23 protein-coding genes and 1 pseudogene are annotated in these 25886 nt (G+C 46.9%); 12 read left to right on the forward strand and 12 right to left on the reverse strand.

What is annotated here, in order from left to right; genetic code table 11:
• Window positions 1–324: 324 nt before the first annotated feature.
• The 5 genes from mrkA (at window position 325) to NMC31_RS24115 (ending at window position 5956) form a co-directional block, all read left to right on the forward strand.
• Window positions 325–933: a type 3 fimbria major subunit MrkA gene (gene mrkA / locus NMC31_RS24095; protein ID WP_000756958.1), complete on the forward strand. Its 609-nt coding sequence runs from the start codon at window positions 325–327 to the stop codon at window positions 931–933.
• A 193-nt stretch (window positions 934–1126) separates the two neighbouring features.
• Window positions 1127–1828: a fimbrial biogenesis chaperone gene (locus tag NMC31_RS24100; RefSeq protein WP_000820820.1), complete on the forward strand. Its 702-nt coding sequence runs from the start codon at window positions 1127–1129 to the stop codon at window positions 1826–1828.
• 11 nt (window positions 1829–1839) lie between these two features.
• A complete protein-coding gene (locus tag NMC31_RS24105) occupies window positions 1840–4326 on the forward strand; it encodes a fimbria/pilus outer membrane usher protein (RefSeq protein ID WP_000813719.1) in 2487 nt (828 codons plus the stop codon).
• Entirely contained in the window at window positions 4317–5291 is a 975-nt protein-coding gene (locus NMC31_RS24110) for a fimbrial protein (RefSeq protein ID WP_000055502.1), read from the forward strand. The genes NMC31_RS24105 and NMC31_RS24110 overlap by 10 nt, the downstream gene beginning before the upstream one ends.
• Window positions 5292–5305: 14 nt before the next feature.
• Complete coding sequence (locus NMC31_RS24115) at window positions 5306–5956, forward strand: fimbrial protein (protein ID WP_001283944.1); 651 nt, start codon at window positions 5306–5308, stop codon at window positions 5954–5956.
• Window positions 5957–6017: 61 nt separating this feature from the next.
• Here the strand turns inward: NMC31_RS24115 and mrkJ are convergent, their stop codons facing one another.
• The 4 genes from mrkJ to NMC31_RS24135 all read right to left on the reverse strand — a co-directional run bounded on the left by mrkJ (window position 6018) and on the right by NMC31_RS24135 (window position 9574).
• Window positions 6018–6734 (reverse strand): cyclic-di-GMP phosphodiesterase MrkJ, encoded by a 717-nt coding sequence (gene mrkJ, locus NMC31_RS24120; RefSeq protein WP_000994520.1) that lies wholly within the window; start codon window positions 6732–6734, stop codon window positions 6018–6020.
• A 141-nt stretch (window positions 6735–6875) separates the two neighbouring features.
• Window positions 6876–7460: a helix-turn-helix domain-containing protein gene (locus NMC31_RS24125; protein ID WP_000799244.1), complete on the reverse strand. Its 585-nt coding sequence runs from the start codon at window positions 7458–7460 to the stop codon at window positions 6876–6878.
• A gap of 117 nt (window positions 7461–7577) precedes the next feature.
• A complete protein-coding gene (locus tag NMC31_RS24130) occupies window positions 7578–8288 on the reverse strand; it encodes a PilZ domain-containing protein (protein WP_001289134.1) in 711 nt (236 codons plus the stop codon).
• 317 nt (window positions 8289–8605) lie between these two features.
• Window positions 8606–9574 (reverse strand): IS5-like element IS903B family transposase, encoded by a 969-nt coding sequence (locus NMC31_RS24135; RefSeq protein ID WP_000654812.1) that lies wholly within the window; start codon window positions 9572–9574, stop codon window positions 8606–8608.
• Between the two features lie 34 nt (window positions 9575–9608).
• Here NMC31_RS24135 and NMC31_RS24140 point away from each other — a divergent pair.
• Together NMC31_RS24140 and NMC31_RS24145 are read left to right on the forward strand one after the other, a co-directional pair.
• A pseudogene (locus NMC31_RS24140) lies at window positions 9609–10121 on the forward strand (type I restriction endonuclease subunit R); the annotation flags it as partial.
• Window positions 10118–10873, forward strand: coding sequence for a M48 family metallopeptidase (locus NMC31_RS24145; RefSeq protein ID WP_001291050.1), 756 nt, complete (start codon window positions 10118–10120; stop codon window positions 10871–10873). The pseudogene NMC31_RS24140 and the gene NMC31_RS24145, both read left to right, overlap by 4 nt.
• A gap of 308 nt (window positions 10874–11181) precedes the next feature.
• Here NMC31_RS24145 and NMC31_RS24150 read toward each other — a convergent pair whose 3' ends face one another.
• Window positions 11182–11742: a hypothetical protein gene (locus NMC31_RS24150; RefSeq protein WP_001088752.1), complete on the reverse strand. Its 561-nt coding sequence runs from the start codon at window positions 11740–11742 to the stop codon at window positions 11182–11184.
• A gap of 96 nt (window positions 11743–11838) precedes the next feature.
• Here NMC31_RS24150 and NMC31_RS24155 point away from each other — a divergent pair, with 96 nt between their 5' ends.
• Window positions 11839–12171: a helix-turn-helix domain-containing protein gene (locus NMC31_RS24155; RefSeq protein ID WP_001542728.1), complete on the forward strand. Its 333-nt coding sequence runs from the start codon at window positions 11839–11841 to the stop codon at window positions 12169–12171.
• Window positions 12172–12344: 173 nt separating this feature from the next.
• Here NMC31_RS24155 and NMC31_RS24160 read toward each other — a convergent pair whose 3' ends face one another.
• The 4 genes from NMC31_RS24160 to NMC31_RS24175 are packed head-to-tail and all read right to left on the reverse strand — an operon-like array spanning window position 12345 to window position 18429.
• Complete coding sequence (locus NMC31_RS24160) at window positions 12345–12848, reverse strand: hypothetical protein (protein ID WP_001140767.1); 504 nt, start codon at window positions 12846–12848, stop codon at window positions 12345–12347.
• Window positions 12841–15378 carry a hypothetical protein gene (locus NMC31_RS24165; protein ID WP_000211440.1) on the reverse strand — a complete coding sequence of 846 codons (2538 nt, stop codon included), beginning with the start codon at window positions 15376–15378 and terminating at the stop codon, window positions 12841–12843. Before NMC31_RS24165 ends, NMC31_RS24160 begins: the two co-directional genes overlap by 8 nt.
• On the reverse strand, window positions 15375–17045 hold the full coding sequence (locus NMC31_RS24170; protein ID WP_000169430.1) for an integrase: 1671 nt from the start codon (window positions 17043–17045) through the stop codon (window positions 15375–15377). Before NMC31_RS24170 ends, NMC31_RS24165 begins: the two co-directional genes overlap by 4 nt.
• Window positions 17008–18429 carry a site-specific integrase gene (locus NMC31_RS24175; RefSeq protein WP_223438329.1) on the reverse strand — a complete coding sequence of 474 codons (1422 nt, stop codon included), beginning with the start codon at window positions 18427–18429 and terminating at the stop codon, window positions 17008–17010. Before NMC31_RS24175 ends, NMC31_RS24170 begins: the two co-directional genes overlap by 38 nt.
• A gap of 344 nt (window positions 18430–18773) precedes the next feature.
• On the opposite strand from NMC31_RS24175, the gene NMC31_RS24180 reads away from it, so the two are divergent.
• Window positions 18774–20177, forward strand: a complete 1404-nt coding sequence (locus NMC31_RS24180; RefSeq protein ID WP_054628792.1) for an ISNCY family transposase — start codon at window positions 18774–18776, stop codon at window positions 20175–20177.
• Between the two features lie 32 nt (window positions 20178–20209).
• Here the strand turns inward: NMC31_RS24180 and arsH are convergent, their stop codons facing one another.
• The gene (arsH, locus tag NMC31_RS24185) at window positions 20210–20914 is read right to left on the reverse strand and encodes an arsenical resistance protein ArsH (RefSeq protein WP_000130816.1); all 705 of its coding nucleotides are present in this window, start codon (window positions 20912–20914) and stop codon (window positions 20210–20212) included.
• An 86-nt stretch (window positions 20915–21000) separates the two neighbouring features.
• Between arsH and NMC31_RS24190 the strand changes: the two genes are divergently transcribed.
• The 3 genes from NMC31_RS24190 to arsC are packed head-to-tail and all read left to right on the forward strand — an operon-like array spanning window position 21001 to window position 23094.
• Entirely contained in the window at window positions 21001–21321 is a 321-nt protein-coding gene (locus tag NMC31_RS24190; RefSeq protein WP_000941305.1) for a transcriptional regulator, read from the forward strand.
• A 45-nt stretch (window positions 21322–21366) separates the two neighbouring features.
• Window positions 21367–22656, forward strand: a complete 1290-nt coding sequence (locus NMC31_RS24195; protein WP_000922628.1) for an arsenic transporter — start codon at window positions 21367–21369, stop codon at window positions 22654–22656.
• 12 nt (window positions 22657–22668) lie between these two features.
• Complete coding sequence (arsC, locus tag NMC31_RS24200; protein WP_000065802.1) at window positions 22669–23094, forward strand: glutaredoxin-dependent arsenate reductase; 426 nt, start codon at window positions 22669–22671, stop codon at window positions 23092–23094.
• 59 nt (window positions 23095–23153) lie between these two features.
• Here the strand turns inward: arsC and NMC31_RS24205 are convergent, their stop codons facing one another.
• Window positions 23154–23981, reverse strand: coding sequence for a universal stress protein (locus NMC31_RS24205; protein ID WP_001066652.1), 828 nt, complete (start codon window positions 23979–23981; stop codon window positions 23154–23156).
• Window positions 23982–23999: 18 nt separating this feature from the next.
• Entirely contained in the window at window positions 24000–25478 is a 1479-nt protein-coding gene (locus NMC31_RS24210) for a SulP family inorganic anion transporter (protein ID WP_000927306.1), read from the reverse strand.
• Between the last annotated feature and the right edge of the window lie 408 nt (window positions 25479–25886).

The following is a 25886-nucleotide window of genomic DNA, read 5'->3' on the forward strand; positions in this document are numbered from 1 at the left end:
TATGTTATGTTTGACAAAAGTCAACATGTCTTTGATGGAATTGCTGATTGTTTTTTGTTTATTAATAGGCGCTAATCCATAAAACAGTCTCAATCAAGTTGTAAAAGAATGTATATTTAATTTCGAAATAGCATTCTTTGACGCCGACAGCCTCGACGAATTATTTCATTGAATTCGTTCCTGACGCCTTAAATATTGCGGCCTCCGGTCAGTCGAAGTTTCTATTAACAGTTGCACAAGTGAGCATCGCAAATCGCTTCTGACTTTTGTGCGTATTAACTGTTTGCTCATTGATACTTAATTCACTCTGACAAGGAAATGGCAATGAAAAAGGTTCTTCTCTCTGCTGCAATGGCAACTGCGTTTTTTGGTATGGCTGCGGCAAATGCTGCTGATACCAATGTAGGCGGCGGTCAGGTTAATTTCTTCGGTAAAGTTACCGACGTATCTTGTACTGTTTCCGTAAACGGCCAGGGCAGCGATGCGAACGTTTATCTGTCACCAGTGACTTTAACGGAAGTTAAAGCTGCCGCGGCGGATACCTATCTGAAACCGAAATCTTTCACCATCGATGTTTCTGACTGCCAGGCGGCTGATGGCACCAAACAGGATGATGTGAGCAAACTGGGTGTGAACTGGACCGGCGGTAACCTGCTGTCGGGCGCAACCGCTAAACAGCAGGGCTACCTGGCTAACACCGAAGCCGCCGGCGCGCAGAATATCCAGCTGGTTCTCTCCACCGATAACGCCACCGCGCTGACCAACAAAATCATCCCGGGCGACAGCACCCAGCCTAAAGCGGCCGGTGATGCCTCTGCCGTTCAGGATGGCGCGCGCTTCACTTACTACGTCGGCTATGCGACCAGCACCCCGACCACGGTTACCACCGGTGTGGTTAACAGCTACGCGACTTACGAAATTACTTATCAGTAATATCGACTGAGAGATAAAGCCGTCTCGCGCCGGGGCGGTCTATACCCGTCATACTTCGAATGGCACAGGCGTTGGCGACGTTTGCTCACCCCAGTCACTCTCTGGCCGCCTTTCTGCAATTCGAATTATTCAGGGTATACAACAATAATAAAGCGGCCACTGCTGCCGCTTATTTTTTTATTCTGAGGTCAGCATGAAGCGTATTGCCCTTTTTTTCTGTTTCATTTTTAGTTTTGCGGCCCATGCCAATAATATTATTGTTAACGGTACCCGCTTTATTTATCCAGGAAATGAAAAAGAAATAACGGTGCAGCTCTCTAACACCGCCGACCGTCCGGCGCTGGCGCAAGCCTGGCTGGATAACGGTAATGCCGACGCGACGCCGGATACCATTACGACCCCCTTTATTATCACGCCGCCTATTTCCCGCGTTGATGCGAAAAGCGGTCAAACCCTGCGTATTAAGCTCGGCAGTAATGCAGGGCTGGCTAAAGATAAAGAGACGCTGTGGTGGCTGAACCTTCTGGAAATACCGCCGGTTGAGGCCAGCCAGAAAAACGAAGGGCAAAATATTCTGCAGCTGGCGATTCGTTCGCGCTTTAAGTTTATTTATCGCCCTGCCGGGCTAGGCAATCGCGACGCTGCGGCAGAAAAACTGGCGCTCTCCGCTAACGGCAGCAGCCTGTCCGTCAGTAACCCAACGCCCTTTTATATCACCGTAAGCCGTATCTCCCGTAACGGCGGCAAAGCGCTCAACAGCAAAACGGTCATGTTTGCCCCGCAGTCCAGCCAGACCATCGCCCTCTCTTCAGCGGTGAGCAAAGGCGAGACCCTGACCGTTAACAACATTAATGATTATGGTGCAGATGTCGCAGTGAAAGTTACCGTCAAATAAGGGAAACGATCATGAAGCAGAGGTCAATCTGCCCGGGAAGATTAAGCACGGCTATTGCGGTTGCGCTGTGCTGCTTTCCGCCATTTTCCAGCGGACAGGAAAACCCGGGAACGATCTATCAATTTAACGATGGTTTTATCGTCGGCAGTCGCGAAAAGGTCGACCTGTCGCGCTTCTCGACCAGCGCTATCAGCGAGGGCGTCTACTCCCTTGATGTCTATACCAACGGCGAATGGAAAGGGCGCTACGACCTGAAAATCACCGCCGGTAAAGACGGCAAAATGGGCGTCTGCTATACCAAAGCGATGCTGATGCAGTATGGGATTTCGCCGGATAAATTAAATCCGCAGCTCAGCGAAAAAGAGGGCTTCTGCGGACGCCTGCAGGAGTGGCGTCACGAAGATAACGTCAAAGACACGCTGATTCAGTCCTCCCTGAGACTGGATATTGCCGTACCGCAAATCTACGAAGATCAGCGCCTGAAAAACTTTGTCAGCCCGCAATTCTGGGATAAAGGCGTTGCGGCGCTGAATTTAGGCTGGATGGCCAACGCCTGGAACAGCCATATCTCCTCGGCCAACGGTTCCGATAACAGCAGCGCGTATCTTGGCGTTAACGCGGGCCTGTCGTGGGACGGCTGGCTGCTCAAGCATATCGGTAATCTGAACTGGCAGCAGCAGCAGGGGAAAGCGCACTGGAACAGCAACCAGACCTATCTGCAGCGGCCGATTCCGCAGATTAACTCGATAGTCAGCGGCGGGCAGATTTTTACCAACGGCGAGTTCTTTGACACCATCGGCCTGCGCGGGGTTAACCTGGCGACCGATGACAATATGTTTCCCGACGGCATGCGCTCCTACGCCCCTGAAATTCGCGGCGTGGCGCAAAGCAACGCCCTGGTGACGGTGCGCCAGGGCAGCAATATTATCTATCAGACCACGGTGCCGCCGGGGCCGTTTACCCTGCAGGATGTCTATCCTTCCGGCTACGGTAGCGACCTTGAAGTGTCGGTTAAAGAGGGCGATGGTTCGGTCGAGGTATTCAGCGTACCTTACGCCTCGGTAGCGCAGCTGCTGCGTCCGGGGATGACCCGCTACGCGCTCTCCGCCGGTAAAGTCGACGATAGTTCGCTGCGTAATAAACCGATGCTCTACCAGGGAACCTGGCAGCATGGTTTAAATAACCTGTTTACCGGCTATACCGGCGTCACCGGATTTGATGACTATCAGGCGTTCCTGCTGGGGACCGGGATGAACACCGGCATCGGCGCGCTCTCCTTCGACGTGACTCACTCGCGGCTGAAGAGCGATACCCTTGACGAGCACGGTCAAAGCTATCGCGCCACCTTTAACCGCATGTTTACCGAAACCCAGACCAGCATCGTGCTGGCGGCGTATCGCTACTCCACCAATGGCTACTACAACCTGAACGACGCCCTCTACGCCGTCGATCAGGAGAAGAACTACAACAGCAACTACACCGTGTGGCGCCAGAAAAACGGGATGACCTTTACCGTCAACCAGAACCTGCCGGACGGCTGGGGCGGTTTTTATCTGAGCGGTCGGGTGGCGGATTACTGGAACCGTTCGGGGACGGAAAAGCAGTATCAGTTTAGTTACAACAACATGTACGGTCGGCTCTCGTGGTCGGTCAGCGCCCAGCGCGTCTATACCCCGGATAGTTCCGGCCACCGCCGCGACGATCGCGTGTCTCTCAACTTTAGCTACCCGCTGTGGTTCGGTGAAAACCGCACCGCTAACCTGACATCGAATACCGCGTTTAACAATTCGCGTTTCGCCAGCTCGCAGATTGGCGTCAACGGTTCGCTGGATAGCGAAAACAACCTTAACTACGGCGTGTCGACGACCACCGCCACTGGCGGCCAGCACGATGTGGCGCTGAACGGCAGTTACCGTACCCCGTGGACGACGCTGAACGGCAGCTATAGCCAGGGCGAAGGCTATCGCCAGAGCGGCGTGGGCGCCAGCGGGACGCTAATCGCGCATCAGCACGGCGTCGTATTCTCGCCGGAAACCGGCACTACTATGGCGCTGATCGAAGCGAAAGATGCCGCGGGCGCGATGTTGCCCGGTTCGCCGGGTACCCGCATCGACAGCAACGGCTACGCCATTCTGCCGTATCTGCGGCCTTACCGGATAAATTCCGTTGAAATTGACCCGAAAGGCAGCAATGACGATGTCGCCTTCGGCAGTACCGTGGCGCAGGTGGTGCCGTGGGAAGGGAGCGTGGTCAAGGTCTCCTTCGATACCACGCTGCAGAACAACATCACTCTGCGGGCGCGCCAGGCTAATGGCCTGCCGTTACCGTTTGCCGCCACGATATTCGGTCCGTCCGGGAAAGAGATCGGCGTGGTGGGGCAGGGCAGCATGATGTTTATCAGCGACGCCAGCGCGCCGAAGGCCACGGTTAAGTGGAGCGGCGGACAGTGCTCGGTGGAATTAAGTCAGGAAAAAACAAAGGAAACGCTATGTCGCTAATGAAAAAACTGACGCTTTTTATTGGCTTAATGGCGCTGGGGACAACGTCAGCATGGGCATCATGTTGGCAATCTAATAGTGCCTATGAAATTAATATGGCTATGGGGCGCGTGGTTGTTAGCCCGGACTTACCAGTAGGGAGTGTCATTGCAACTAAAACATGGACAATGCCGGATAATAATACGATTTATGTTACATGTGATAGAATTACTACTCTGAAATCAGATGCGAAAATTGTTGCTGCTGGTTTGGTTCAGGGGGCCAATAAAGTCTATTCAACTGCAATTCCTGGAATTGGTTTACGTTTCTCACGTAAAGGGGAGATCAGTATGATCTACCCTGATAGTTATACCACGACAGGTTCCTCCTTTAGACTCGCAGGTTCAACATTCACATTAGATATAATTAAGACCAGTACCACAACAGGGAGTGGAACCTTAGCCAGTGGGCCGTATACAGAGTACGGACCAGGATTTACAATCCTTAAAACCAGCCTTAATGCTGATGCCATTACAATTGTTTCACCTTCTTGTACCATTTTAGGTGGCAAAAATATGAATGTCGATATAGGCACGATTAAACGAGCTGATTTAAAAGGGGTGGGGACCTGGGCTGGCGGTACACCATTTGATATTAAACTGGAGTGTAGTGGGGGAGTCAGTGTCAGTGGTTATGCAAATATTAACACCTCATTTTCTGGAACATTAGCTACAAATACATCAGCGAATCAAGGTGTTCTACTAAACGAAAAGACCGGAAATTCTGCTGCTAAGGGCGTTGGTGTGCAGGTTATAAAGGACAACACTCCTCTGGAATTCAACAAAAAATATAATATTGGTACATTACAAAACCAGGAAACTCGTTATATCACCCTGCCTCTCCATGCGCGCTTCTATCAATATGCGCCGACTACCAGTACCGGTGAAGTGGAGTCGCACCTGGTCTTTAACCTGACGTACGATTAATGCGGGAGGCGGGTATGAGTGATTCAGCAAAGTATAAAAATAGCACACGACTCATTCAGTTGGCCCTGATAAGCGGGACGCTTATTGCCTCCTCGGCGTGGGGATTCGAGACGAATTACGATCGTGGGCGGGTTGATTTTGCCGGACGGGTGACAGACATCTCCTGTAGCGTGGCGCTTAACGGCGGCAATAATGCAGGGAGTGGAAGCGTCTGGCTGGCGCCGGTCAGCCTGGCAGAAGTACACGATCGCGGGGCGGGGGCATTTATGAAACCACAGCCTTTCACGCTGGAACTCTCAAACTGCCAGCTTCGTCATGATGGCGGCGCGGCGGATAAAGATGAAGTTCGGATGGTGAATGTGCGCTGGATTGATGGGTTTATGGTTAATTCCGTCAGCAATGAAAACGCTGGTTATCTGGCGAATACGCGCGCGGATGGGGCCAGCCATATTTTCCTGGCGCTGTCGACTAACGACAATAATACTCTGGACAAGAGCAATAAAATTGTCCCGGCTGACCCGCAGCAAAACCGGGTGCCTCTGGTCGAAAAGGCGGTGGATGGCGGGATATTTACTTATTACATTGGCTACGTTACGCCAGCGCCGGAAAAAGCGACCAGCGGTCCGTTGACCAGCTGGGCGACCTGGGAGTTAGTTTATAATTGAGTGATTGATTGACTTTATTGCGCGAATGTTAATATTGATGCCGGAATGCTCCGGCATTTTTTTAAACCTTGATATCTTCTTTGACCAGTTGTTCAATACTGACTTCCTTCCAGTAGTGTCCCTGAATAGCAAACCACTCCATGCCCTGTAACCATTTCTTGTGCGCTTCGCTTTCTACGCCTTCAATAATCACATTATGGTGGTTACGGGAAAGAAAGGTGATCAGCGCATCCATCAATGGTCGGCCAGAATCTTTTTGCATTAAATGCCAGAAGAAGTCTTTATCGATTTTGACATAATCAAAATGGTAGCCTCGAATCGCGCTAATACCCGCATTGCCTGAGCCAAAATCATCGAGCCAGAGCGTCGTACTTCGCGGATCGCTCCAGGTTGCAAGAGCATTGTTCAATAATTTATTCGAGTTTTCTGTTACCTCAAAGTGAACGCAGCCAATGTGGCCAACGAGGTTTTTAATCTCTGGTCTTAGCAATATGTTGAGTATATGGTCATCAACATTGATTGTTGCAGAGATGCCGTTTTTATTAAACCACTGTTTATGTTTTTCAATAAGCGCCAGTTGCTCCATGAATATGCTCTCGCGCAATCCCGTATTGGCATAGCGGAAGAAATTTTCTGGAGAGATAGACAGGCTATCGAAACGACTCAGGCACTCTACGGCGACGAGCGTACCTTTTGGGGAAAACATCTTTTGAAAGACATAACGAACGGATATATCGCTACGTGATAAATTATGATTGGAAAACAGAGTCGCGTTCATTATCTCTCGTCAAAAATCAGGTCGGAGGTAAAGAGAAGATAACTTTATTATAGGTCAGGTTTATGTCTATGGGAATGATTATTAAAGGCAGATTACCAATGAATTATCGGTTTTTGATTAGTCGCCCACATATTTTTGGCTTTAGCACCGATACATATTGACTATCCTTTTATTCATTATCCGTGAGTTATTCATCCCCAGTTTCTTCATAATATGTACCTTATGACTGTGTACCGTTTTGTGATCAATATCGAGGAGTAATGCGATTCTTTTATTGTTGTTACAGGCAATGATTAGCTCCAGAACCTGAAGCTCCCTAGCGGTTAGCTTACGCCGGGTACATAACCGCTGGCAGCCATCGGCGGTCAAAGGTCTGTTGATGATGGCTGAGAAATCTGATAAAGAAGATTTTTCATTCAAAATCAATATATTATCAATATAAAGCAGCTCCCGGAACAGTCTGGAGAGGTCACTTTTTACAATTAAAACCAGCAAAGCGCAGTGCGTAAGACGCTTGCGCAGGGTATTAAGCAATGCGACCGTTGTGGCTGCAGAGATATCCTTATGGATAGTGTTGACAATAATGGTAGTGGTTGATGGCGCGCTGGTCCCCTTAACAATATCCTGGAAGTTAAGAGTGGTGATGTTTTTTTTGTTATCAATCATATAATCATGGATTGAGTGCCCGATGATATTGTCGTCAGTATAAAGTAATGTGTTTTTCAATGTGTTAAATTTTCCTGTTGACTATCGTTATCAAAAAATGTCTTGTGTGCTATTGAATTAATAGTGTTTTAGATTAAAGTGGTTGTGTTTTATTGAAATTATATTTCATCAAATGAATTAAACTAGGCTTCGCCTGTTTATTATTTTTCTATCAATTATCAATTTGACAATTATTTTTTCTATCTTCTCTTTTTTTTCTTCACTTTCGTAATAAAACATGCAAGATACTCTGAAGCTTGTTGCATCACATTGTTTGCGATTATTTTCCTCGGATATATGTTTTATCTTTAAATTAACAAGGATTTGTCCGTACTCCCCAAGATTTAACACTGAATTTTCAAGTTTATTTCCATTTCTAATAAAACTATGCAAAGGTTCCAGGGATATAAACGAGCAACCACCTTCAGATATATCATTCAAGTGATATTTATAAATAGTGCCACTTCTGTATCTTCCAGAGCAATAAAACTGGCTTTCGTACCCAACGTTAATTCTTGGTGATGTCCTTCGTTGTAGTATTGATAATGATTCAGGGATAATGAAGCATAGAAGATTGTTTGAATTGCTTTTGTCAGTGATTCGATTGTTGGTTGTGAATTCTATTTTTCCTAATGGGCTGTGGATGATAAAATAAAAAATGCTCTCTTTAGGAAGGCCTGGATGAGAGGTAGATGGTTTTATATAGAAAAAATTTCCTTCTATTTTTTTTAGGGTTGACTGGTGTTTTATATCATTACAATAGAAGTACAATTTAGATTGAATCCTGAGTTCATCTCTCAGAATTGCAATGATTTCATATCTGGAATTTTTAGAAACTCCTTCAGACATATTGACTCCCTAATCCAAAAATAGACAGAATTTTAATTTATTATCCCATGTTTGAATCGTATTTTTCTTAAAAAAAATGCCATTACAGCCTATTGTTTGATGTAAAAAAATAGGCTAATCCTATTGATCGATAGTTGACACTGTCGAATTTTCTTTATAGGTATTTGGAATGAATAATCTTTTAATATAAACATCCCTAGTCTACCAATAGTGATGATAGCGGACAGTGATGTAGTCCCTTAAACAGACAGTAGTTGTATCGGCTTTGTTGAATAAATCAGATTTCGGGTAAGTCTCCCCCGTAGCGGGTTGTGTTTTCAGGCAATACGCACGCTTTCAGGCATACCTGCTTTCGTCATTTTGTTCAGCGCTCGTACCAGGGCCATAGCCTCTGCAACCTGACCATCGTAGTCACGCAGTGTCAGTGAACCCCCGAACAGCTGTTTTACCCGGTACATCGCCGTTTCCGCTATCGAGCGACGGTTGTAATCTGTTGTCCATTTCCACCGCGCATTACTCCCGGTCATTCGCTGATTAGCCACTGCACGGTTACGGTCTGCATATTCACCGGGCCAGTAACCCGCACCTTTTCGGGGAGGGATAAGCGCGCTGATTTTCTTACGCCGCAGTTCATCGTGACATAGCCGGGTATCGTAAGCGCCATCGGCGGCGGCTGACCTGATTTTCCGGTGGGTTTGCCGGATTAACCCGGGGAAGGCCTCTGAGTCCGTAACGTTGTTCAGCGACAGGTCAGCGCAGATGATTTCATGTGTTTTACTGTCAACGGCGAGATGCAGCTTACGCCAGATACGGCGGCGTTCCTGGCCATGCTTTTTGACTTTCCACTCGCCTTCACCGAAGACCTTCAGCCCGGTGGAATCAATTACCAGGTGTGCGATTTCACCCCGGGTGGGCGTTTTGAAACTGACATTAACCGACTTTGCCCGCCTGCTGACACAGCTGTAATCCGGGCAGCGTAGCGGAACGTTCATCAGAGAAAAAATGGAATCAATAAAGCCCTGCGCAGCGCGCAGGGTCAGCCTGAATACGCGTTTAATGACCAGCACAGTCGTGATGGCAAGGTCAGAATAGCGCTGAGGTCTGCCTCGTGAAGAAGGTGTTGCTGACTCATACCAGGCCTGAATAGCTTCATCATCCAGCCAGAAAGTTATGGAGCCACGGTTGATGAGGGCTTTATTGTAGGTGGGCCAGTTGGTGATTTTGAACTTTTGCTTTGCCACGGAACGGTCTGCGTTGTCGGGAAGATACGTGATCTGATCCTTCAACTCAGCAAAAGTTCGATTTATTCAACAAAGCCCCGACATCATTAAAACCCGCGTCACGAAGATGATTGAACATGAACTGTGCGACGATCCCTATGCTCAGGAGGCATTCTCAAAACTCCTGCGTATGGTTATTGAAGAGACTGAAAAACTGTTCGACCATCCGCTGAAGCAATATCTCCTTTTCCGCGAGTTTGAGGCGCAGGTGGAAGCCCGCAAACTCAGCGACATCCCGGATGCGCTGGCCGTAAACAAACATGCGCAGGCATACTACGGAGTATTTAAAAAAGAGCTACCTGAGGTTTTCGCGGTAAACGATGATCAGGTTCAGCATAAATGGACGAAGCTGGCTTTCGAAGTGGACACTATTATTGTCAAAGAGGTTGCGGAAAATTCCCTCAATCCTCAGGATATCGAGAAAGCCGTTAAGACAAGCCTGTTGCCGCGACTGTTTACTGCCTGTCGAGAGATCGGTGCTGGAATGAACCAGGTAAACCGTATCGTTGAAACCATCATACAGATCCTGCGCGTTGGTTTGATGAAATCATGAGTGAGAAAAAGTCACTATCTATGAATGCTGTACGTTTTGTTTATGGTGATGAAACCATCGTGGTTCAGTGTGTACCACGGCAGGTTGTTAAAGGCAGGATACTTATCAAGGTTCATCCGGACTGCCGGGTAGTCGCATCTGTACCACCCGGAACGCCGGAGCTGGATGTGATATCTGCGCTGAAAAAGCGAGGGCGCTGGATATACCAGCAACTACGCGACTTCAGGGAGCAACAAACGCATATCGTTCCGCGTCAGTATGTGAGTGGCGAAAGCCATTACTATCTTGGCAAACAATACCAGTTGAAAGTAACAGAAGATGCTGCTGTTACGCAAAAAGTGAAAATGTTGCGGGGCCGTCTGGAAGTCACCGTCAGACACAAATCCGCTGAACGCGTTAAGGCGGTGCTGGTTGAGTGGTATCGGGAACGCGCCAGAGATGTGTTTCAACGCAGACTGGATTTACTGATACCGCAAACCTTATGGGTAAGTGAGCGTCCTCCGATACGTTTACGAGCCATGCAGACGCAATGGGGAAACTGTTCTGCAAAAGGCTGCCTGACACTTAACCCGTGGCTGGTAAAGGCTTCCTCGGAATGCATCGACTATGTATTGCTCCATGAGTTATGCCATGTCGCTGAGCACAATCACAGCGAGAAATTTTACCGGCTGATGGGGCAGGTTATGCCGGGTTGGGAAAAGGTAAAAAAACGCCTGGACGGGATAGCCGGGATGCTGTTGGCTGATATGTAGTTATTCAGGACGGGTCACCGATAATAAAAAAGCCCTTTACCGAATGTTTGCTTTGCTTCATCCCGAGCGGAATTTTACAAACCTATAACCAACTATCATTTCGGTAACTAATAAACAGAGAGTACTGAACTTCATTAAGGAGTTGCATCCGGGACTGGCTGACATTATATTTATATACGTCTAGCATATAGGGGTGTCGCTGTTAATCTCATTTTAATGAGGCTTGTCAGTGCATGAAGGGAGAGGGCGGGCTCGGCTTTGCCCTCTCTTTTTCATGACTCCATTTATCTTCAAATACTTGTTAAAATTCATTGCGTTACTGCAAGAGATTGATTAATAATTCCAATTAATGTATTTATTTTTTCATTTATCTTGATGTGTTTTTTCTCTTGTTCAAGAGAAAGCTTCCTGAATTCATTTTCCCTGCTCGGCACAGCAACTATCAATTCTTCATAAATCTCCTTTGCTCCTGATACTTTCGCCAACTCACTGCTGTATTTTTCAATAAGAGACTTTATTTGGATATTTACATTTCTGTGTTCATGGTTGGTAGCACTTGAAACAAGTTGACAGGAAGACTTTGGGGTTGCCTCAATTAATTCCACGCATTCTGTTGCGATATTAAATTCTGATGTGACTGAGTATAAATATTGATACACGCCTGTTTTTCTTACTTTGTTTAATAATCCTTTTCTAACCAGGGATTGAATTTGGTTATAAGCAAAAGCTTTTGCCTTTAAATAATTTTTCGGAAGTGAAAATCGCTCGATAAGAATTTTTGCTACTTCGTTACTGGTGAAGTTATCTTTGCCAATTAAGATGATTGCAGAAAATATGTACGACTCAGGGTTGGTTACTCGACTATTCATATGACAAAACAAGGCTGTTAACTTAGGATTGCTAAGTATACAACAATGACAGATACTTAGACAATCTAAGCATTCGAGGCCAATGAAGATGAATCAGTGTCTGAAAAAAATCCAATACCAGAACGACTTAAGGAAGCGAGATGCAGGGCGGGTTTATCACAGCGCTCTCTGGGTCTCCTTGTTGGCTTTGATCCCGCATCGGCTAGCAGTCGTATGAATCATTATGAGAAAGGACGCCATGTCCCCGATATTGATACGCTTCGACGAATGGCGGCAGAGTTAAACGTACCGTTGAACTATTTTTTTTGTGATGATCAGACAACAGCAGAACTTGCATTACTCATCTCCCGAATGACAGAGGAAGAGCGAAGTAACCTTATCGAAGCACTCAAAACGTCTTCAGGTGTAAAACATGGTGGTAACAACTGATGTTCTACAAAAGGCTATTGATCTTTTAGAAGGTAATAAAGTGCAGCATTAAACTGGTGTAAAGAGCCAAATCGCCATTAGAATGGAAGACTCCCTTCGACATAAAGGACATAGAAGAGGGAGTATTGATAATTAGCGCGCTAATTTTACGAATAGAGTAGGGCGTTTACTCATTAGCTCATTCTTGAATTTCTTTTGCGCTCAGCAAGTTCTCGAATGAGATCGTCTGCAAGCATGTCCTCAACTTTGATAGGAGTTGCGTTGTCGATATACTCAATGATGTCGGCGAGCGCCAGTACATTTCGTTCATATTTAGCTTTCAATGCTATAATTTCAGCATCAAGACGATTTGCCTTACTTATATAAGCAGCGCCGGTTCGCCCCATAGCCAATTTAGCCTTTTCATCTGTTGTCAACTCTCGTTTACCATCTTCATAGTTGTTATGCTGGCGAAGCCTGTAATTATTGATGATAATTTTTCGAGAGGTGAGGGTACTAATGCCACCTTTAACTATTCCTTTGGCTTTAAGACGGGCATGTAACGTGGATGGCTGAATTGGGGATTTTTCCAGTCCCTCTTGCACCATGGCTTGTAGCTCGGCTTTGATGTAAGCATCAAGTTCCTTACCCTGAATGACTTTATCGTCTGCATTGCGACTGCGTGGGGTCTTAGCCATTATTATTTCTCTCTATACGTTTCTGTTCAATAAAGAAAAGATCAGCTAGGGTTTTTGGGGTTTTGCCAATTAGCATTTGTTTATTAATTCGCTCAATAACTTTATATAATGGGTTGTTCAGATCATCAGAAAACAGGGAAACCAGTTTTTTCTCGCCTTGAACCTTTATAGCATCAGCTTCAAGAGCCTCGAGCACGATGAGAGCTTCTTCCTGTTCTTTTAAAGCCAGCATGAAGCCTGGATTCACTATAGTCAACTTACGGAGTTGAATGATTTCTTTTCGCTTGTTTGATAAACGTCGTGATGCTTCTTCCGCTTCGCCAAGACGACCTGTAAGAGTGAAGTAGCCACAAGGTAGACCAGACTGACACTTAAGCGCATGAGGACAACCCCAGCGAGCTACATCTCTCGTACAGGCTCCAAATCCAAGAGGATGCAGTTTTGCATGGCGTTGAAGCAGTGATTTCGCCTTATCAGCCAAATTTTGTTGTACTAACTTGTCATGTGCACGTTTTAGTTCAGGCAGAAACTTATCGGACATTGTGCCAGTTATATAGTCCACAACCTCAGCAGTTGTTTCACCAAAAGTCTGCATGTTCTGCTTCAGATTATGCTCGGTATTGAGCTCAGGATTTATCATTAGTGAGGTTGTTAATTTAACGTTTCCAACACCTGTGTTTTTTACCGTCTTGGAAGACCGTGATAGAGCTGCCATTCTGCGGCTAACCTCAGTTCTGGGGGAGGGTAGGTTGACCGGAATGCAGGGCTTCTGCTGCGTAGTAAAGAGTGATAGCTGGAAACTCTTCGTGAGAGCTTGATTGTTCTCATCATAAGCCTTTTCCAGCATATTGATTGCTAGAGAAGCGGTCTGATAGGACTGTGATTCGGCCTGATGCTGATAGTGTTTATTCTGGGTGATATCAACACGCCCCATTAGGATGGCCTGAATATGATCCGTCACTCCAGCGATTGCCAAGAATGTATTTATGTTATGTCTCGGTACATGCTTTTTGATAATGACACGGGACCCATCATCTTCAAAAAGATTAAAGTGATCAAAGATAGATTTTCGGTTTTGTGTTCCGCCTAACCAAGCTTCTATTGAGTTTTCATCAAGTGGGAAAATATGTTGCAATGAAACAAAATCTTTACCAATTCCAAATGCACCTTCCGGCATGATGAACATCAGGTCTTCATAATTGAAGTGTTCCCAGTCACCATTGTTTTTGGCTGAAATTATGCACTGGTGCCCAGGCTCAAAGTTTTTTGCTTGAGCGTAACGCTGATAGACATAATCATTCAACTGTTCTTTAGTGAAGTACCAGCTGTTCTTCTGTTTATGAACGGGTATTACCTTAGGTTTATGTCCGCTAAAGTTCGCAATGGAATTCCGAATACTCTTTCCAAGATCATTCCTGGAGCCACCAGAACCACTAAACATGATGTCTTCAAGATAATTTTGCTCAATCCATTCATCAGGAAAATCAGCGATCTTACCTGGGAGCATATTAGTGAAATTAGAATCTCTGAAGCCCTGAATCGTTTTACGGAACCCAGAGGTCAATTCTCGAACAGATTTATAAATCATCTCAACGACAGAATAAGTGCTTGGCGCCAGCCAATGGATCCGCCATCCAGCCTTTTTTGCACCAAGATACTCAATACCCAACCTGTAAGTAGGCCAGTCTTGATCTATTGCGTGCTGACGTTTATCTTTATCCGTAATTTCTCGCTTAACCAAAGAAGTCATTTTCAGCAACATTATTTCCTGGAAACGGAAACCGCAAATAATTGTGAGTAACAACATATTGTAAAAGATACGCTGATAACTATTCTCAGCTAAAGCGATCAACTCAATAACACACATAAATGCACGGATTGATATGAGTCTTTCATCATCAGTTTGATCAGGGGTGGCTTCTTGCGCTTTCTTCCTTTCTTTAGTGCTGTTAGAACCATTTCGATAAGGATACTTATTTTTGACTTCAATATTAACTAAGAAAAGATCATATTGACGTAGTAAAGCAATGGCCTTTACTGCAATATCGCAATAGTCACTGACATTATCAGGACTGTCAGAATTCTCATGATGCCGCTCCATCGCTGCATGAATAATATCGGAAGTCAGATACATTGGATGCGTTTGACCTGTTTTATTTACCATTTCCCAATACCAGCGCTTCATGACCTGTAATGGTTTGTCTAGTGTAGAACCTGATGGTAATCCGCCAATGATACACACCAGATGCATGTGATAAGCTCGCATAAAATCCTGAAATTCCGAAGAAATATTCATTTGTGAGAGCCCCTTAATACGACTAGAAACTTCGTCCCACTTAAAGCCGCGATCTTTTGTTTCTTTAAGCCATGCAACACCTTTCTCACCAAAACGCCAGGAACCGGCATTCCACTCCAGTTGTCCAACAGCATTGTAGGCAACAAGACGCTCTTCAAATTTTGCTTTATATTTCTCTATATAAATAAGAAGATTATCCGCCTGTTTATTACGTATTGTTATTTGTGTAGTCATCGATTAAATAGTCCTCCGGCCTTTGCCATTTCAATGCGAGCCATAACCTGATTTACATGCTCTTTCCGCCGCACTAATTCCTTGAGAAGTGGATGATTTAAAATGCCAGCATCATCGGCAACATCACGAACATTTTGGATTTCATCATTCAGCGAAAGAAATACTTTTTTGTGGTTTCCATCTATAAATGGTTTGAAATACAGGCAACCGTAACATCCACGACCCTGTGCAAAGGGGCAAATGTCTTCTTCATAATTACATCCACCGAGATGGTAATGAAGTTGCCCACCAATTGACCCTGCAACATTGCGACCTTCCCATTCGCTGCTGTGAACTAAATTCCCAGTCAACATGAGTGCCATCATGTTCTTAAACACAGGGTTGCGACCCAAAGCTGCCTCACGAATATCAGCCAGCTCAGGGGTGGCTGCAATGTATCGATCTGCAACAACATAAGAGGATTGTCCCAATATATAAGCTATCTCAGGAGCACTGGCACCACTCATTGCCATTGAGTGACCAACGTTGTGACGAAAGAGGCTTGCGGTATATACAGGTAGTTGATAATCATCGTTTTTTACTGCCTCCTGAATCTCTTGTGGTGAAAATCTGAAAAGCATTTTCTTTAATGACGCTTCCACCATCTTCATTGAAGATACTATGATGGAAAACATCGGGTCGGTATCACCAATTCCAACTAGGTACTTATACAGTAAGATTAACTTTCCAAGTTCTTCCGGAATTGCAACTCGAACTCGATCGATAGTTAGTTTTGACTTTTTGGCATATGGCACAAGTACTGAATAACGCATCCCGTACTTATTCTCGGTATCAACGATAAAATCGCCTCCGGAAAGTTTACCGATCTGTACAGGTCTGGCCCCAATGTAATAAACTATGCCAATAATAATGCAGTCCCGTAATGTATCAATTTTAATGGTTTTCCTTACAGTTTCCAGATGAATGTTTTTATTTTCTTCAACATCAATTTTTGGACATAGCTTAGATGCCCAACGTTGAATGCCATTTTCTATCATTAGGCATACTTCTTCTGGTATAACGAGGTCTAGGTTTTGGTAGCGAGCCCAGTTATTGTTCCTAGGGCGTGGCACTTCCAGCAATAGATCTTCCAGCTCATCACTGTCATCCTTACTTTCGAAGAATCCATTACGATCAAGTTTTCGTAATGCATAGAGGGTGTAATAGAACTGACTGCTGTCTGAGTGATTTCGCTCAGTCTTCGCAACTAGCATTTGCATTTTTTCAATAAGGCTTTCGCGAGTGATAACCTCAATTTGTTTGAAAGTTGTTGCGACAAACTGAGCAAATTTATCAGCAACACTTGCCGAGTTCTCATTAATGTACGCGATCGTTAAGTATTTCAAGAGCTTGAGTGAAACTGGTGATAAATCACAAAAGTATTTACCAGTAGAGAATAATATAGCCAAATTATTACCTGAGAATCTGTAACGCCAATCATCATGTAGATATAAATATCGGTCATCAAATTCTGTTGCACTTATTAAAAACAATCGTTTAGGGAGCTGAATATTTTCAATCCATTCAAGCTGTTCTTTTGTAAAGTGAAGGGGATGGGTTTTAAAAAAACCACCCCCGGTGATACCGCTCTCAGTTGAATAGATCTTTGAATGTGAAGTCTTCGTCATAAACATTATCTTCTAGCAAGTTGGAGGTTTTTCTTTGCGAAATGTTTGTTTCTGGGGAAGCTAAATGCATATCTGAATGTTTCGTACGCTTATAGTTGCTCTGGTTACTCACCACTTCAATAAACCGCTTGGCATATCTTAATGGAACTTTACTGGTCAGTGACCAGCCGCCTAAAGCACGAAGTTGTTCAATAGCTGGTTCAAGTACTCCATTCATCCTTGCTCGAATACCATAGTCTTGCGCCAGTATTAGTGATTCACTCAGGAGACTATTGTAAATAAACTCAAGAGTGATATTAGCCCAAGTATGCCGCCCAACGTGTGGTGTTATATTAACCATATTATTAATATTTTTATTACTTTTCGTACGATAATGAGGGAATAGGGCAATGAATGCCGGATCAATTTTTTCCTTATAAAATGTTCGAATTGCATCGTAAGTTAATGGAGTTAACCTACCTGAGCCTTTAATAAAAACAAACTCATGGTCAACAATTTTTTTCTCTTCAAATAATGGGGACCGATATTGCTCCATATAAATGGTAAACATAATGAAGTCATCTTCGGTTAGTTCGATTTGTCGCTGTGAATGCTCAGTCTTGAGTGAAGGTTGTTGTTTCCTTGGGTCAACTACATCATCTGGTAGATTTTGTACAATCAGGATGAAACGAATGTTACCTCGTGAGTCTGGAAGGGTTGGCCCCACGCAATCCTTCATCAACAATTGAACTTCACCAACACGTAAGCCATAGTTAAACATTAACCGGTGAATAAGGTAGTTACGGTATTGTTGAAATCCTGAATCGAATGGGTTTTGGGGATTAACCACGGCCGTGAATAGTTCGCCGGTCTCGATATCTGAAAATTCAGGAGTGGAGGGGATTAACATGTTCGTTAGTTCGATACTTTGCTGGCTGGTGATACTTTTGTATCGGTGAGCTGGTTCGTTCCTGGATACTTCAACTCTATTGAAGACCTTAATTCTGGCAGCGAGATCTCTATGGTTCGCCTGGTTAATCTGGTGAGCTTCAGTAGGTGACATATCTTGGTATGCCAGATTCATATATCTATAGTTGAGATACTTAAGGAATCGGCCAACGTTTCTGACGTGGTTACCATAGGTGGACTTGTTGGTTCTGGAGAGTGCCGAATGTAAAAACCCGTTAGAGATTATGTCGGTCTCGTCACTCAGGTGCTGCTTCCCGAGCAGATAAGTAAAGAAGCCATCAAGCTCCCTGATAAAACAGGAGATATTGTAGCCAGACCGATAGAAATCGTAGTCAAATGTTTGTTTATGCTTCTTATAGTAATAGACGTAAAAGAAACGCAGCGAACACAAAATGTTTTCTTGAGTCCCTAGGCTTTTCTTGCTCAGTTCATTCATTCCATAAATTGTGGCGAACATGACCGGTAGGGTAGTCACATCATCAACTATGAGATGAGTTCTCTGGTTGTTCCTCGATAAATGTAAGATGGTATATGCCATGAACTTAGCGGATGCCCCGTAATTTTTGTGTTATGAAGTCATCGTAAGTCCACAACTAAACTTTGGCAACTGACTGATTCATCGGTAAGTTCCTGAAAGAGAGGGACTCATGAACTTAAGAGCAAACCCACCATATTTAACATAATATACATTATGCGCACCAATGATGTAGTAGCAAAGTTGTAATGTCCGATAATGGCTAAGTTAAGATGTCCGGCGTGTATAATCAAGTAAGGATTACCATGACGGCTCTCGCAGCGGAGTTTTTCACTTTGGATGAAGTTAACAGACTCAAGATCATTCAGGACGTCATCGACCGGCGTCTGACAACACAGATGGCAGCTCAGCAGCTTGGTATCTCCGACCGTCAGTGCCGCCGTCTGCTTGCGCGTTATCGTGAAGATGGTCCGCTTGGCATGACCAGCCGCCGTCGTGGTAAATCCAGCAACAATCAGCTGCCTCTGGGACTGGCCGCATACGCGCTGAATATTATTCGCGAGCGCTACAACGATTTCGGTCCGACACTGGCCTGTGAAAAGCTGTCTGAGGTTCACGGTGTTCATCTTTCTAAAGAAACCGTCCGTAAACTGATGACTCAGGCCAGTCTTTGGGTCCCACGTAAGCAACGTGCGCCAAAAATTCAGCAGCCGCGTTACCGCCGTGCCTGTGCCGGTGAACTCATACAAATCGACGGCTGCGACCACCACTGGTTTGAAAACCGGGGACCTAAGTGTACGGCGCTGGTTTACGTTGATGACGCAACCAGTCGTTTAATGCAGCTTCTTTTCGTGAAATCTGAGTCTACTTTCACCTATTTTGAAGCGACCCGGGGCTATATTGAAAAACATGGCAAGCCGCTGGCACTGTACAGCGACAAAGCCAGTGTATTCAGGATCAACAATAAAAACGCAACCGGCGGCGACGGCGATACCCAGTTTGGCCGTGCGATGCATGAACTGAACATTCAGACCATTTGTGCAGAAACCAGTGCTGCCAAAGGCCGCGTTGAACGGGCGCACCTAACGCTTCAGGACCGCCTGGTCAAGGAGCTCAGGCTCCAGGGTATCAGTTCCATGGAAGCTGCGAACGCATTTGCCGAAGAGTTCATGAACGATTACAACCGTCGTTTCGCAAAAGCGCCTCGCCAGGCGTTTGATGTTCATCGGGAACTGGATGTCGATGATGATCTTGATATGGTATTTAACTGGCGTGAAGCTCGTAAAGTGTCGAAATCACTCACAGTGCAGTACGACAAAGTCCTTTATCTGATTGAAGACAGCGAATTCAGTCGTCGGGCGATTGGTAAATACATCGATGTCTGGCATTACCCGGATGGACATAAAGAGCTCCGGCTTAATGGCGTGTCACTTCCCTACTCCACCTATGACAAGCTTTCTGAAATCGATCAGGGGGCCATTGTGGACAACAAACGTCTGGGGCGGGCCCTGGAAATGGCGCAGCTGGTCCAGGCCGAGCGGGATAATAACCGGTCGCAGTCCGTTCCATCCGGCGACGGTCCTTCACGCAGGCGTAAAGCCCCCACAACGAAGAAATCTCAGCGCTCCCTTGATCAGGACGATATGTTCAATGCCCTGGTGAAACTTCAGTCACGCTCTGAAGAGATATTTGGAAAGAAACCGATTTAAAGCCCGGTAATCCATCCGGGCATGCCTGGCTGTCAGATTTTGGCCTGATTGACCCGTGCCGCGAGCTCCTGATGACTCTCTTTCCTTTCGCTGTAGCGGTCGGACAGGTAGGCTGTGTGCCCTTTCAGGAGTAACGTCATTTTGAACAACTCTTCGGTAACGTCGACAATCCTGTCATACCAGGGTGAGGGTTTCATGCGCCCTTCATCATCAAATTCCTGCCATGCCTTTGGCACTGACGACTGATTGGGGATGGTGAACATCCGCATCCAGCGGCCAAGTATCCGCATCTGATTGACCGTGTTAAACGACTGTGAACCACCACAAACCTGCATGACGGCCAGCGTTTTACCCTGGGAAGGACGAACAGCACCTTCACTCAGGGGTATCCAGTCAATCTGGGCCTTCATCACCGAGCTCATGGCGCCATGTCTTTCCGGAGAACTCCAGACCATTCCGTCACACCACCTGACCAGCTCGCGGAGTTCAAGCACTTTGGGGTGACTTTCGGGCGCATCATCGGGTAACGGCAGACCGGATGGGTTAAATATTTTCACCTCAGCCCCCATCTTTGCCAGCAACCGCCCGGCCTCTTCCGCTGCAAAACGACTGTAGGACCGCTCTCGTACTGAACCGTACAGGATGAGAATTCGCGGCATGGTTTCGTTGTTGCCCGTAAGTTTGCTGGCAAGCGCATCATCAAAATAAGCCGGTTCGATTGCTGGTAAGTCGGTCATAAAAAATCTCCATTTCATAAGCTATGCTTTAAAAGTTATCACATATGAAATACCATATGTATTGTTATTTTTTTACGAGGTTAAGCATGCTACAGCCTGTTCAGCTTTTTAAACTGCTCGCCGACGAGACCCGTTCAACTATCGTGATGCTTCTCAGGGAGTCCGGTGAAATGTGCGTCTGTGACATCTGTGCGGCAACCGCAGAGTCTCAGCCAAAAATTTCTCGCCATATGGCCCTTTTACGTGAAGCCGAGCTGGTCATCGACCGTCGCGAAGGAAAATGGGTGCATTACCGACTGTCGCCACACATGCCAGCATGGGCTGCGGGTATTATTGATACAGCCTGGAACTGTGAACGAGAAAACATACGCAACAAGCTCAGTAGCGTGGCATCTGTCTCCTGCTGATGGCGATATATATATCCGAATAAACAAATGTGAATGGAGTTTCTGATGTTACTGGCTGGTGCTATCTTTTTATTCACGCTCGTCCTGGTTATCTGGCAACCCAGAGGGCTGGGGATTGGCTGGAGTGCCTCACTGGGCGCAATTCTGGCATTGCTGACTGGCGTCGTTCATCTGGGGGATATTCCGGTGGTCTGGCAGATAGTGTGGAATGCGACCGCCACCTTTATCGCCGTGATCATCATCAGTCTTCTGCTCGACGAATCCGGCTTCTTTGAATGGGCCGCGCTGCACGTTGCCCGTTGGGGGAATGGCCGGGGGCGGCTGCTCTTCACCTGGATCGTCCTGCTTGGTGCGATGGTTGCGGCACTGTTTGCCAACGACGGTGCGGCACTGATCCTGACACCTATCGTTATCGCGATGCTGCTGGCGCTGGGATTCAGCCGGGGGGCAACCTTAGCGTTTATCATGGCCGCAGGGTTTATCGCTGACACGGCAAGCCTGCCACTGATTGTCTCAAACCTGGTGAATATCGTCTCGGCGGATTTCTTTAAGCTTGGTTTCTCAGAATATGCCGCCGTGATGGTCCCGGTTAACCTGGCCGCGATTGCGGCTACGCTGGTGATGCTGCATCTGTTTTTCCGTAAGGACATTCCCGCCGTTTACGACGTTTCTCTGTTGAAAGAACCGAAAGACGCTATACGTGATGTGAATACCTTTAAAACCGGCTGGCTGGTTCTGGTGTTGCTTCTGGTGGGATTCTTCGGACTGGAGCCGCTGGGCGTACCGGTCAGTTTGGTCGCAGCCGCTGGTGCATTGCTTCTGTTTGCTGTTGCGAAAAAAGGGCATGCCATTAACACCGGTAAGGTGCTGCGTGGTGCGCCCTGGCAAATCGTTATCTTCTCGCTGGGGATGTACCTGGTGGTCTACGGCTTACGAAATGCCGGTCTGACCCACTATCTCTCTTCCTTGCTGAATCAGCTGGCAGAGCAGGGATTGTGGGCGGCAACGCTGGGTACGGGCTTCCTGACGGCCTTCCTGTCATCAGTGATGAACAATATGCCGACCGTGCTGGTCGGGGCGCTGTCGATTGATGGCAGCACTGCGACCGGTGTTATCAAAGAAGCGATGATTTACGCCAACGTCATCGGCAGCGACCTGGGGCCAAAAATTACCCCTATCGGCAGTCTGGCAACGTTACTGTGGCTGCACGTTCTGTCGCAGAAAAATATCAAAATTACCTGGGGATATTACTTCCGGGTGGGCATTGTCATGACAATCCCCGTGCTGTTTGTCACGCTTGCAGCACTGGCGCTTCGTCTGTCTTTCACTTTGTAATGAGATACTGATATGAGCAACATTACCATTTATCACAACCCGGCCTGCGGCACGTCACGCAATACCCTTGAAATGATCCGCAACAGCGGTACAGAGCCGACCGTTATTCATTATCTTGAAACCCCACCATCACGAGCTGAGCTGGTAAAACTCATTGCGGATATGGGGATCACGGTACGAGCGCTGCTGCGTAAGAATGTCGAACCTTTTGAAGCGTTAGGGCTGGCGGAAGACCGCTTTACTGACGAGCAGTTAATCGATTTTATGTTGCAGCACCCTGTTCTGATCAATCGCCCTATCGTGGTAACGCCGCTGGGTACCCGGCTATGCCGCCCTTCTGAAGTCGTGCTGGATATTCTTCCCGATGCGCAGAAAAGCGCGTTCACGAAAGAGGACGGTGAGAAGGTAGTTGATGAAAAAGGTAACCGGCTGAACTAAACGTGTTCTTGTGACGAAGGGCGAGAGAACTCGCCCTTTTTTATTTAAGATAATCAGTGCTAACGGAGGATAAGAAGCGGTTGTTGCGTCTTTTGCAGCATTTCGGAGGTATGACTACCGATAAAGAACTGCCGCAACCTGGAATGACCGTAGGCCCCCATCACTATCAGATCGACAGCATTTTCCTCGGCGTAACGAATAAGCGCGTCCCCGACTGATTGCCCGGTAAGATGTGTTGTGCTGTTTTCTATATCCGCGTCACGTAAAATTTGCTGTGCGGTCAGCAGCTCTTCCTTCTTACCGTTTACCATGACAAGGTGGCACTCCAGCCCCCTGAGTAAGGGACTCATCGTCAGACGTTCCAGGTTACTCCTGCTTTCTTCACTGCCATCATAAGCCAGCATGACTCTGGAAGGCACTGAGTAGTTCTCCGGAACAACCAGTAGGGGTTTCTTTTGCAGACGAATAACGCTTTCCAGATGAGAGCCTACCGGATGCTGGCTACCCCGACGCCCCAGCACCATGAGACGAAGGTCGCTCAGCTCTGCCAGAACTTCATCCGGTGTACCGTGTTTTTGCATCAAAAGCACATCCGGGCTTCCCTGTTTTTGAAGCAGTTCAGCACAACTTTCCAGTATTGCTTTCCCCTGGGCCATCAGCAGGCGATTACGTTGCCCTTCAATTTCTACCAGCTCATCGGTCAGCAATTGCTGACTGTCTATGCCGAGAGTGCCGGTCAGGTCTGACACTACCGGGGTGCTGTCTTTTTCGATAACGTGCAACAGTGCTAGCTGTGATTGCAAAGTGCGGGCTGCCCACGCCGCATATTCACACACTGACCGCGTTGAAAGTGAACCGTCCACACAAGCTGTAACAGTATTATTCATAGTTTTCCCTCCAGTCTGTTAATGACCGCCCATCAGTTTTTCGACTTCTTCAGGTTTATCGTGAACACCAAACCGGTCAACGATGGTGCGGGTGGCTTCATTCATCCCACGTATTTCAACCCCGGCGCCCTCTCTGCGGAACTTAATGACCACCTTATCCAGGGCGCTGACGGACGTGATGTCCCAGAAATGGGCATGTGAAACGTCTATCACCACATTCTCAATCGCTTCACGGAAATCAAAGTGGCTCGTAAAGCGGTCTGCTGATGCAAAGAATACCTGGCCGGTGACGGTATACGTCCGGCTCGTCCCCTCCAGAACTGAGGTTACACGCATGAACCGGGATACTTTAGTGGCAAAATTGAGCGAAGCAATCAGTACACCGGTCAGCACACCGAAGGCCAGATTATGTGTTGCCACCACAACCGCTACGGTGGCAAGCATGACCACGCTGGTTGAAAGGGGGTGTGTCCGCAGGTTGGCAATGGAGCGCCAGGAGAATGTCCCGATGGAAACCATAATCATCACCGCGACCAGCGCTGCCATCGGAATTTGGGAGACCCAGTTGCGCAGGAACACAATCAGGCAAAGCAGCACCACGCCCGCCGTGAGGGTTGAAAGTCGTCCGCGTCCACCGGATTTTACGTTGATAACAGATTGCCCAATCATCGCGCAGCCTGCCATTCCTCCGATAAAGGATGTGCAGATGTTCGCGATGCCCTGAGCTTTGCACTCCCTGTTTTTGTCGCTTGGCGTGTCGGTCATGTCATCCACGATAGTGGCGGTCATCATCGACTCAAGCAGGCCAACCACCGCAAGCCCCGCAGAATATGGCAGGATGATGAGCAGCGTCTGAAGATTTAAAGGCACGTCCGGGAGCAGGAAGACCGGCAGACTGTCGGGAAGTTTCCCCATATCCCCGACGGTTCGCACATCCAGATGCAGCCACATGGCAATCCCAGTCAGCACCACGATGCACACAAGCGGTGAAGGAATGGTTTTGTTGATATAAGGGAAGAGATAGATGATCCCCAGCCCTGCCGCAGTCATGGCATAAACATGCCATGTCACATTGGTCAGCTCAGGCAACTGGGCCATAAAAATCAGTATTGCCAGTGCATTAACAAACCCCGTGACCACTGAGCGTGAAACAAAACGCATCAGCCCGCCAAGCTTCAGATATCCGGCTATCAGCTGGAATACCCCGGTCAGTATGGAGGCAGCCAGTAAATACTGTAAGCCATGATCTTTCACCAGCGTCACCATCAGGAGAGCCATTGCACCGGTGGAGGACGAAATCATCGCCGGACGTCCGCCAAAGAAGGCCATAACGAGAGGAATACAGAACGCCGAGTAGAGGCCCACCTGGGGATCAACACCGGCGATAATGGAAAAGGCGATCGCTTCTGGAATGAGTGCGAGCGCGACAACAATACCGGCCAGAACGTCACCACGGACGTTACCCAGCCAGTCCTTACGCGTCGAGGACAGCAACATAGTAATTTCTCAGTTTTTAGATACAGTCAGCCCTGGAGGGCTACATTTTTACGTACGGTAAAGCACATCCGCAGACGGGATGTTATTGAGTGCGTGCTGAGGCTTGCTCAGTACGACAGAGGAAGGAAAAACTCAGGGTGGCGTAATACGCATAGCGGTTGTCAGATTCTCCATAGCGGATGTGTATATATTGTCGGCTCTGTTGTCAGGAAGAACTTACAGAACACGTCGCGTTTGAACATGAAACACTTCAAAGCAGCCCAATACTACAAATAAAGCGAATACGGGGTCAACCCAACAAGGTACTCAAACGAAGAGGTTAAGATGCGATTTTTATCCAGGAATTCAATATTATCAAAGGACATTTGAACTTTGCCCCACCCCGGACATCTCTACTTAGCTTTGACA

It is taken from the genome of Pseudocitrobacter vendiensis, from assembly GCF_943590815.1.
GTDB classification, from domain to species: domain Bacteria; phylum Pseudomonadota; class Gammaproteobacteria; order Enterobacterales; family Enterobacteriaceae; genus Pseudocitrobacter; species Pseudocitrobacter vendiensis.

Bases quoted from the DNA above. Each gene is read 5' to 3' on its own strand.
- NMC31_RS24145 (WP_001291050.1), top strand. From the start codon at position 10,118: ATGAGTGAGAAAAAGTCACTATCTATGAATGCTGTACGTTTTGTTTAT.
- arsC (WP_000065802.1), top strand. From the start codon at position 22,669: ATGAGCAACATTACCATTTATCACAACCCGGCCTGCGGCACGTCACGC.
- NMC31_RS24160 (WP_001140767.1), bottom strand. From the start codon at position 12,848: ATGGCTAAGACCCCACGCAGTCGCAATGCAGACGATAAAGTCATTCAG.
- NMC31_RS24210 (WP_000927306.1), bottom strand. From the start codon at position 25,478: ATGTTGCTGTCCTCGACGCGTAAGGACTGGCTGGGTAACGTCCGTGGT.
- NMC31_RS24110 (WP_000055502.1), top strand. From the start codon at position 4,317: ATGTCGCTAATGAAAAAACTGACGCTTTTTATTGGCTTAATGGCGCTG.
- mrkJ (WP_000994520.1), bottom strand. From the start codon at position 6,734: ATGAACGCGACTCTGTTTTCCAATCATAATTTATCACGTAGCGATATA.
- NMC31_RS24180 (WP_054628792.1), top strand. From the start codon at position 18,774: ATGACGGCTCTCGCAGCGGAGTTTTTCACTTTGGATGAAGTTAACAGA.
- NMC31_RS24170 (WP_000169430.1), bottom strand. From the start codon at position 17,045: ATGACGAAGACTTCACATTCAAAGATCTATTCAACTGAGAGCGGTATC.
- arsH (WP_000130816.1), bottom strand. From the start codon at position 20,914: ATGACCGACTTACCAGCAATCGAACCGGCTTATTTTGATGATGCGCTT.
- NMC31_RS24115 (WP_001283944.1), top strand. From the start codon at position 5,306: ATGAGTGATTCAGCAAAGTATAAAAATAGCACACGACTCATTCAGTTG.
- NMC31_RS24130 (WP_001289134.1), bottom strand. From the start codon at position 8,288: ATGTCTGAAGGAGTTTCTAAAAATTCCAGATATGAAATCATTGCAATT.
- NMC31_RS24100 (WP_000820820.1), top strand. From the start codon at position 1,127: ATGAAGCGTATTGCCCTTTTTTTCTGTTTCATTTTTAGTTTTGCGGCC.
- NMC31_RS24105 (WP_000813719.1), top strand. From the start codon at position 1,840: ATGAAGCAGAGGTCAATCTGCCCGGGAAGATTAAGCACGGCTATTGCG.
- NMC31_RS24175 (WP_223438329.1), bottom strand. From the start codon at position 18,429: ATGAATGAACTGAGCAAGAAAAGCCTAGGGACTCAAGAAAACATTTTG.
- NMC31_RS24165 (WP_000211440.1), bottom strand. From the start codon at position 15,378: ATGACTACACAAATAACAATACGTAATAAACAGGCGGATAATCTTCTT.
- NMC31_RS24190 (WP_000941305.1), top strand. From the start codon at position 21,001: ATGCTACAGCCTGTTCAGCTTTTTAAACTGCTCGCCGACGAGACCCGT.
- mrkA (WP_000756958.1), top strand. From the start codon at position 325: ATGAAAAAGGTTCTTCTCTCTGCTGCAATGGCAACTGCGTTTTTTGGT.
- NMC31_RS24195 (WP_000922628.1), top strand. From the start codon at position 21,367: ATGTTACTGGCTGGTGCTATCTTTTTATTCACGCTCGTCCTGGTTATC.
- NMC31_RS24150 (WP_001088752.1), bottom strand. From the start codon at position 11,742: ATGAATAGTCGAGTAACCAACCCTGAGTCGTACATATTTTCTGCAATC.
- NMC31_RS24205 (WP_001066652.1), bottom strand. From the start codon at position 23,981: ATGAATAATACTGTTACAGCTTGTGTGGACGGTTCACTTTCAACGCGG.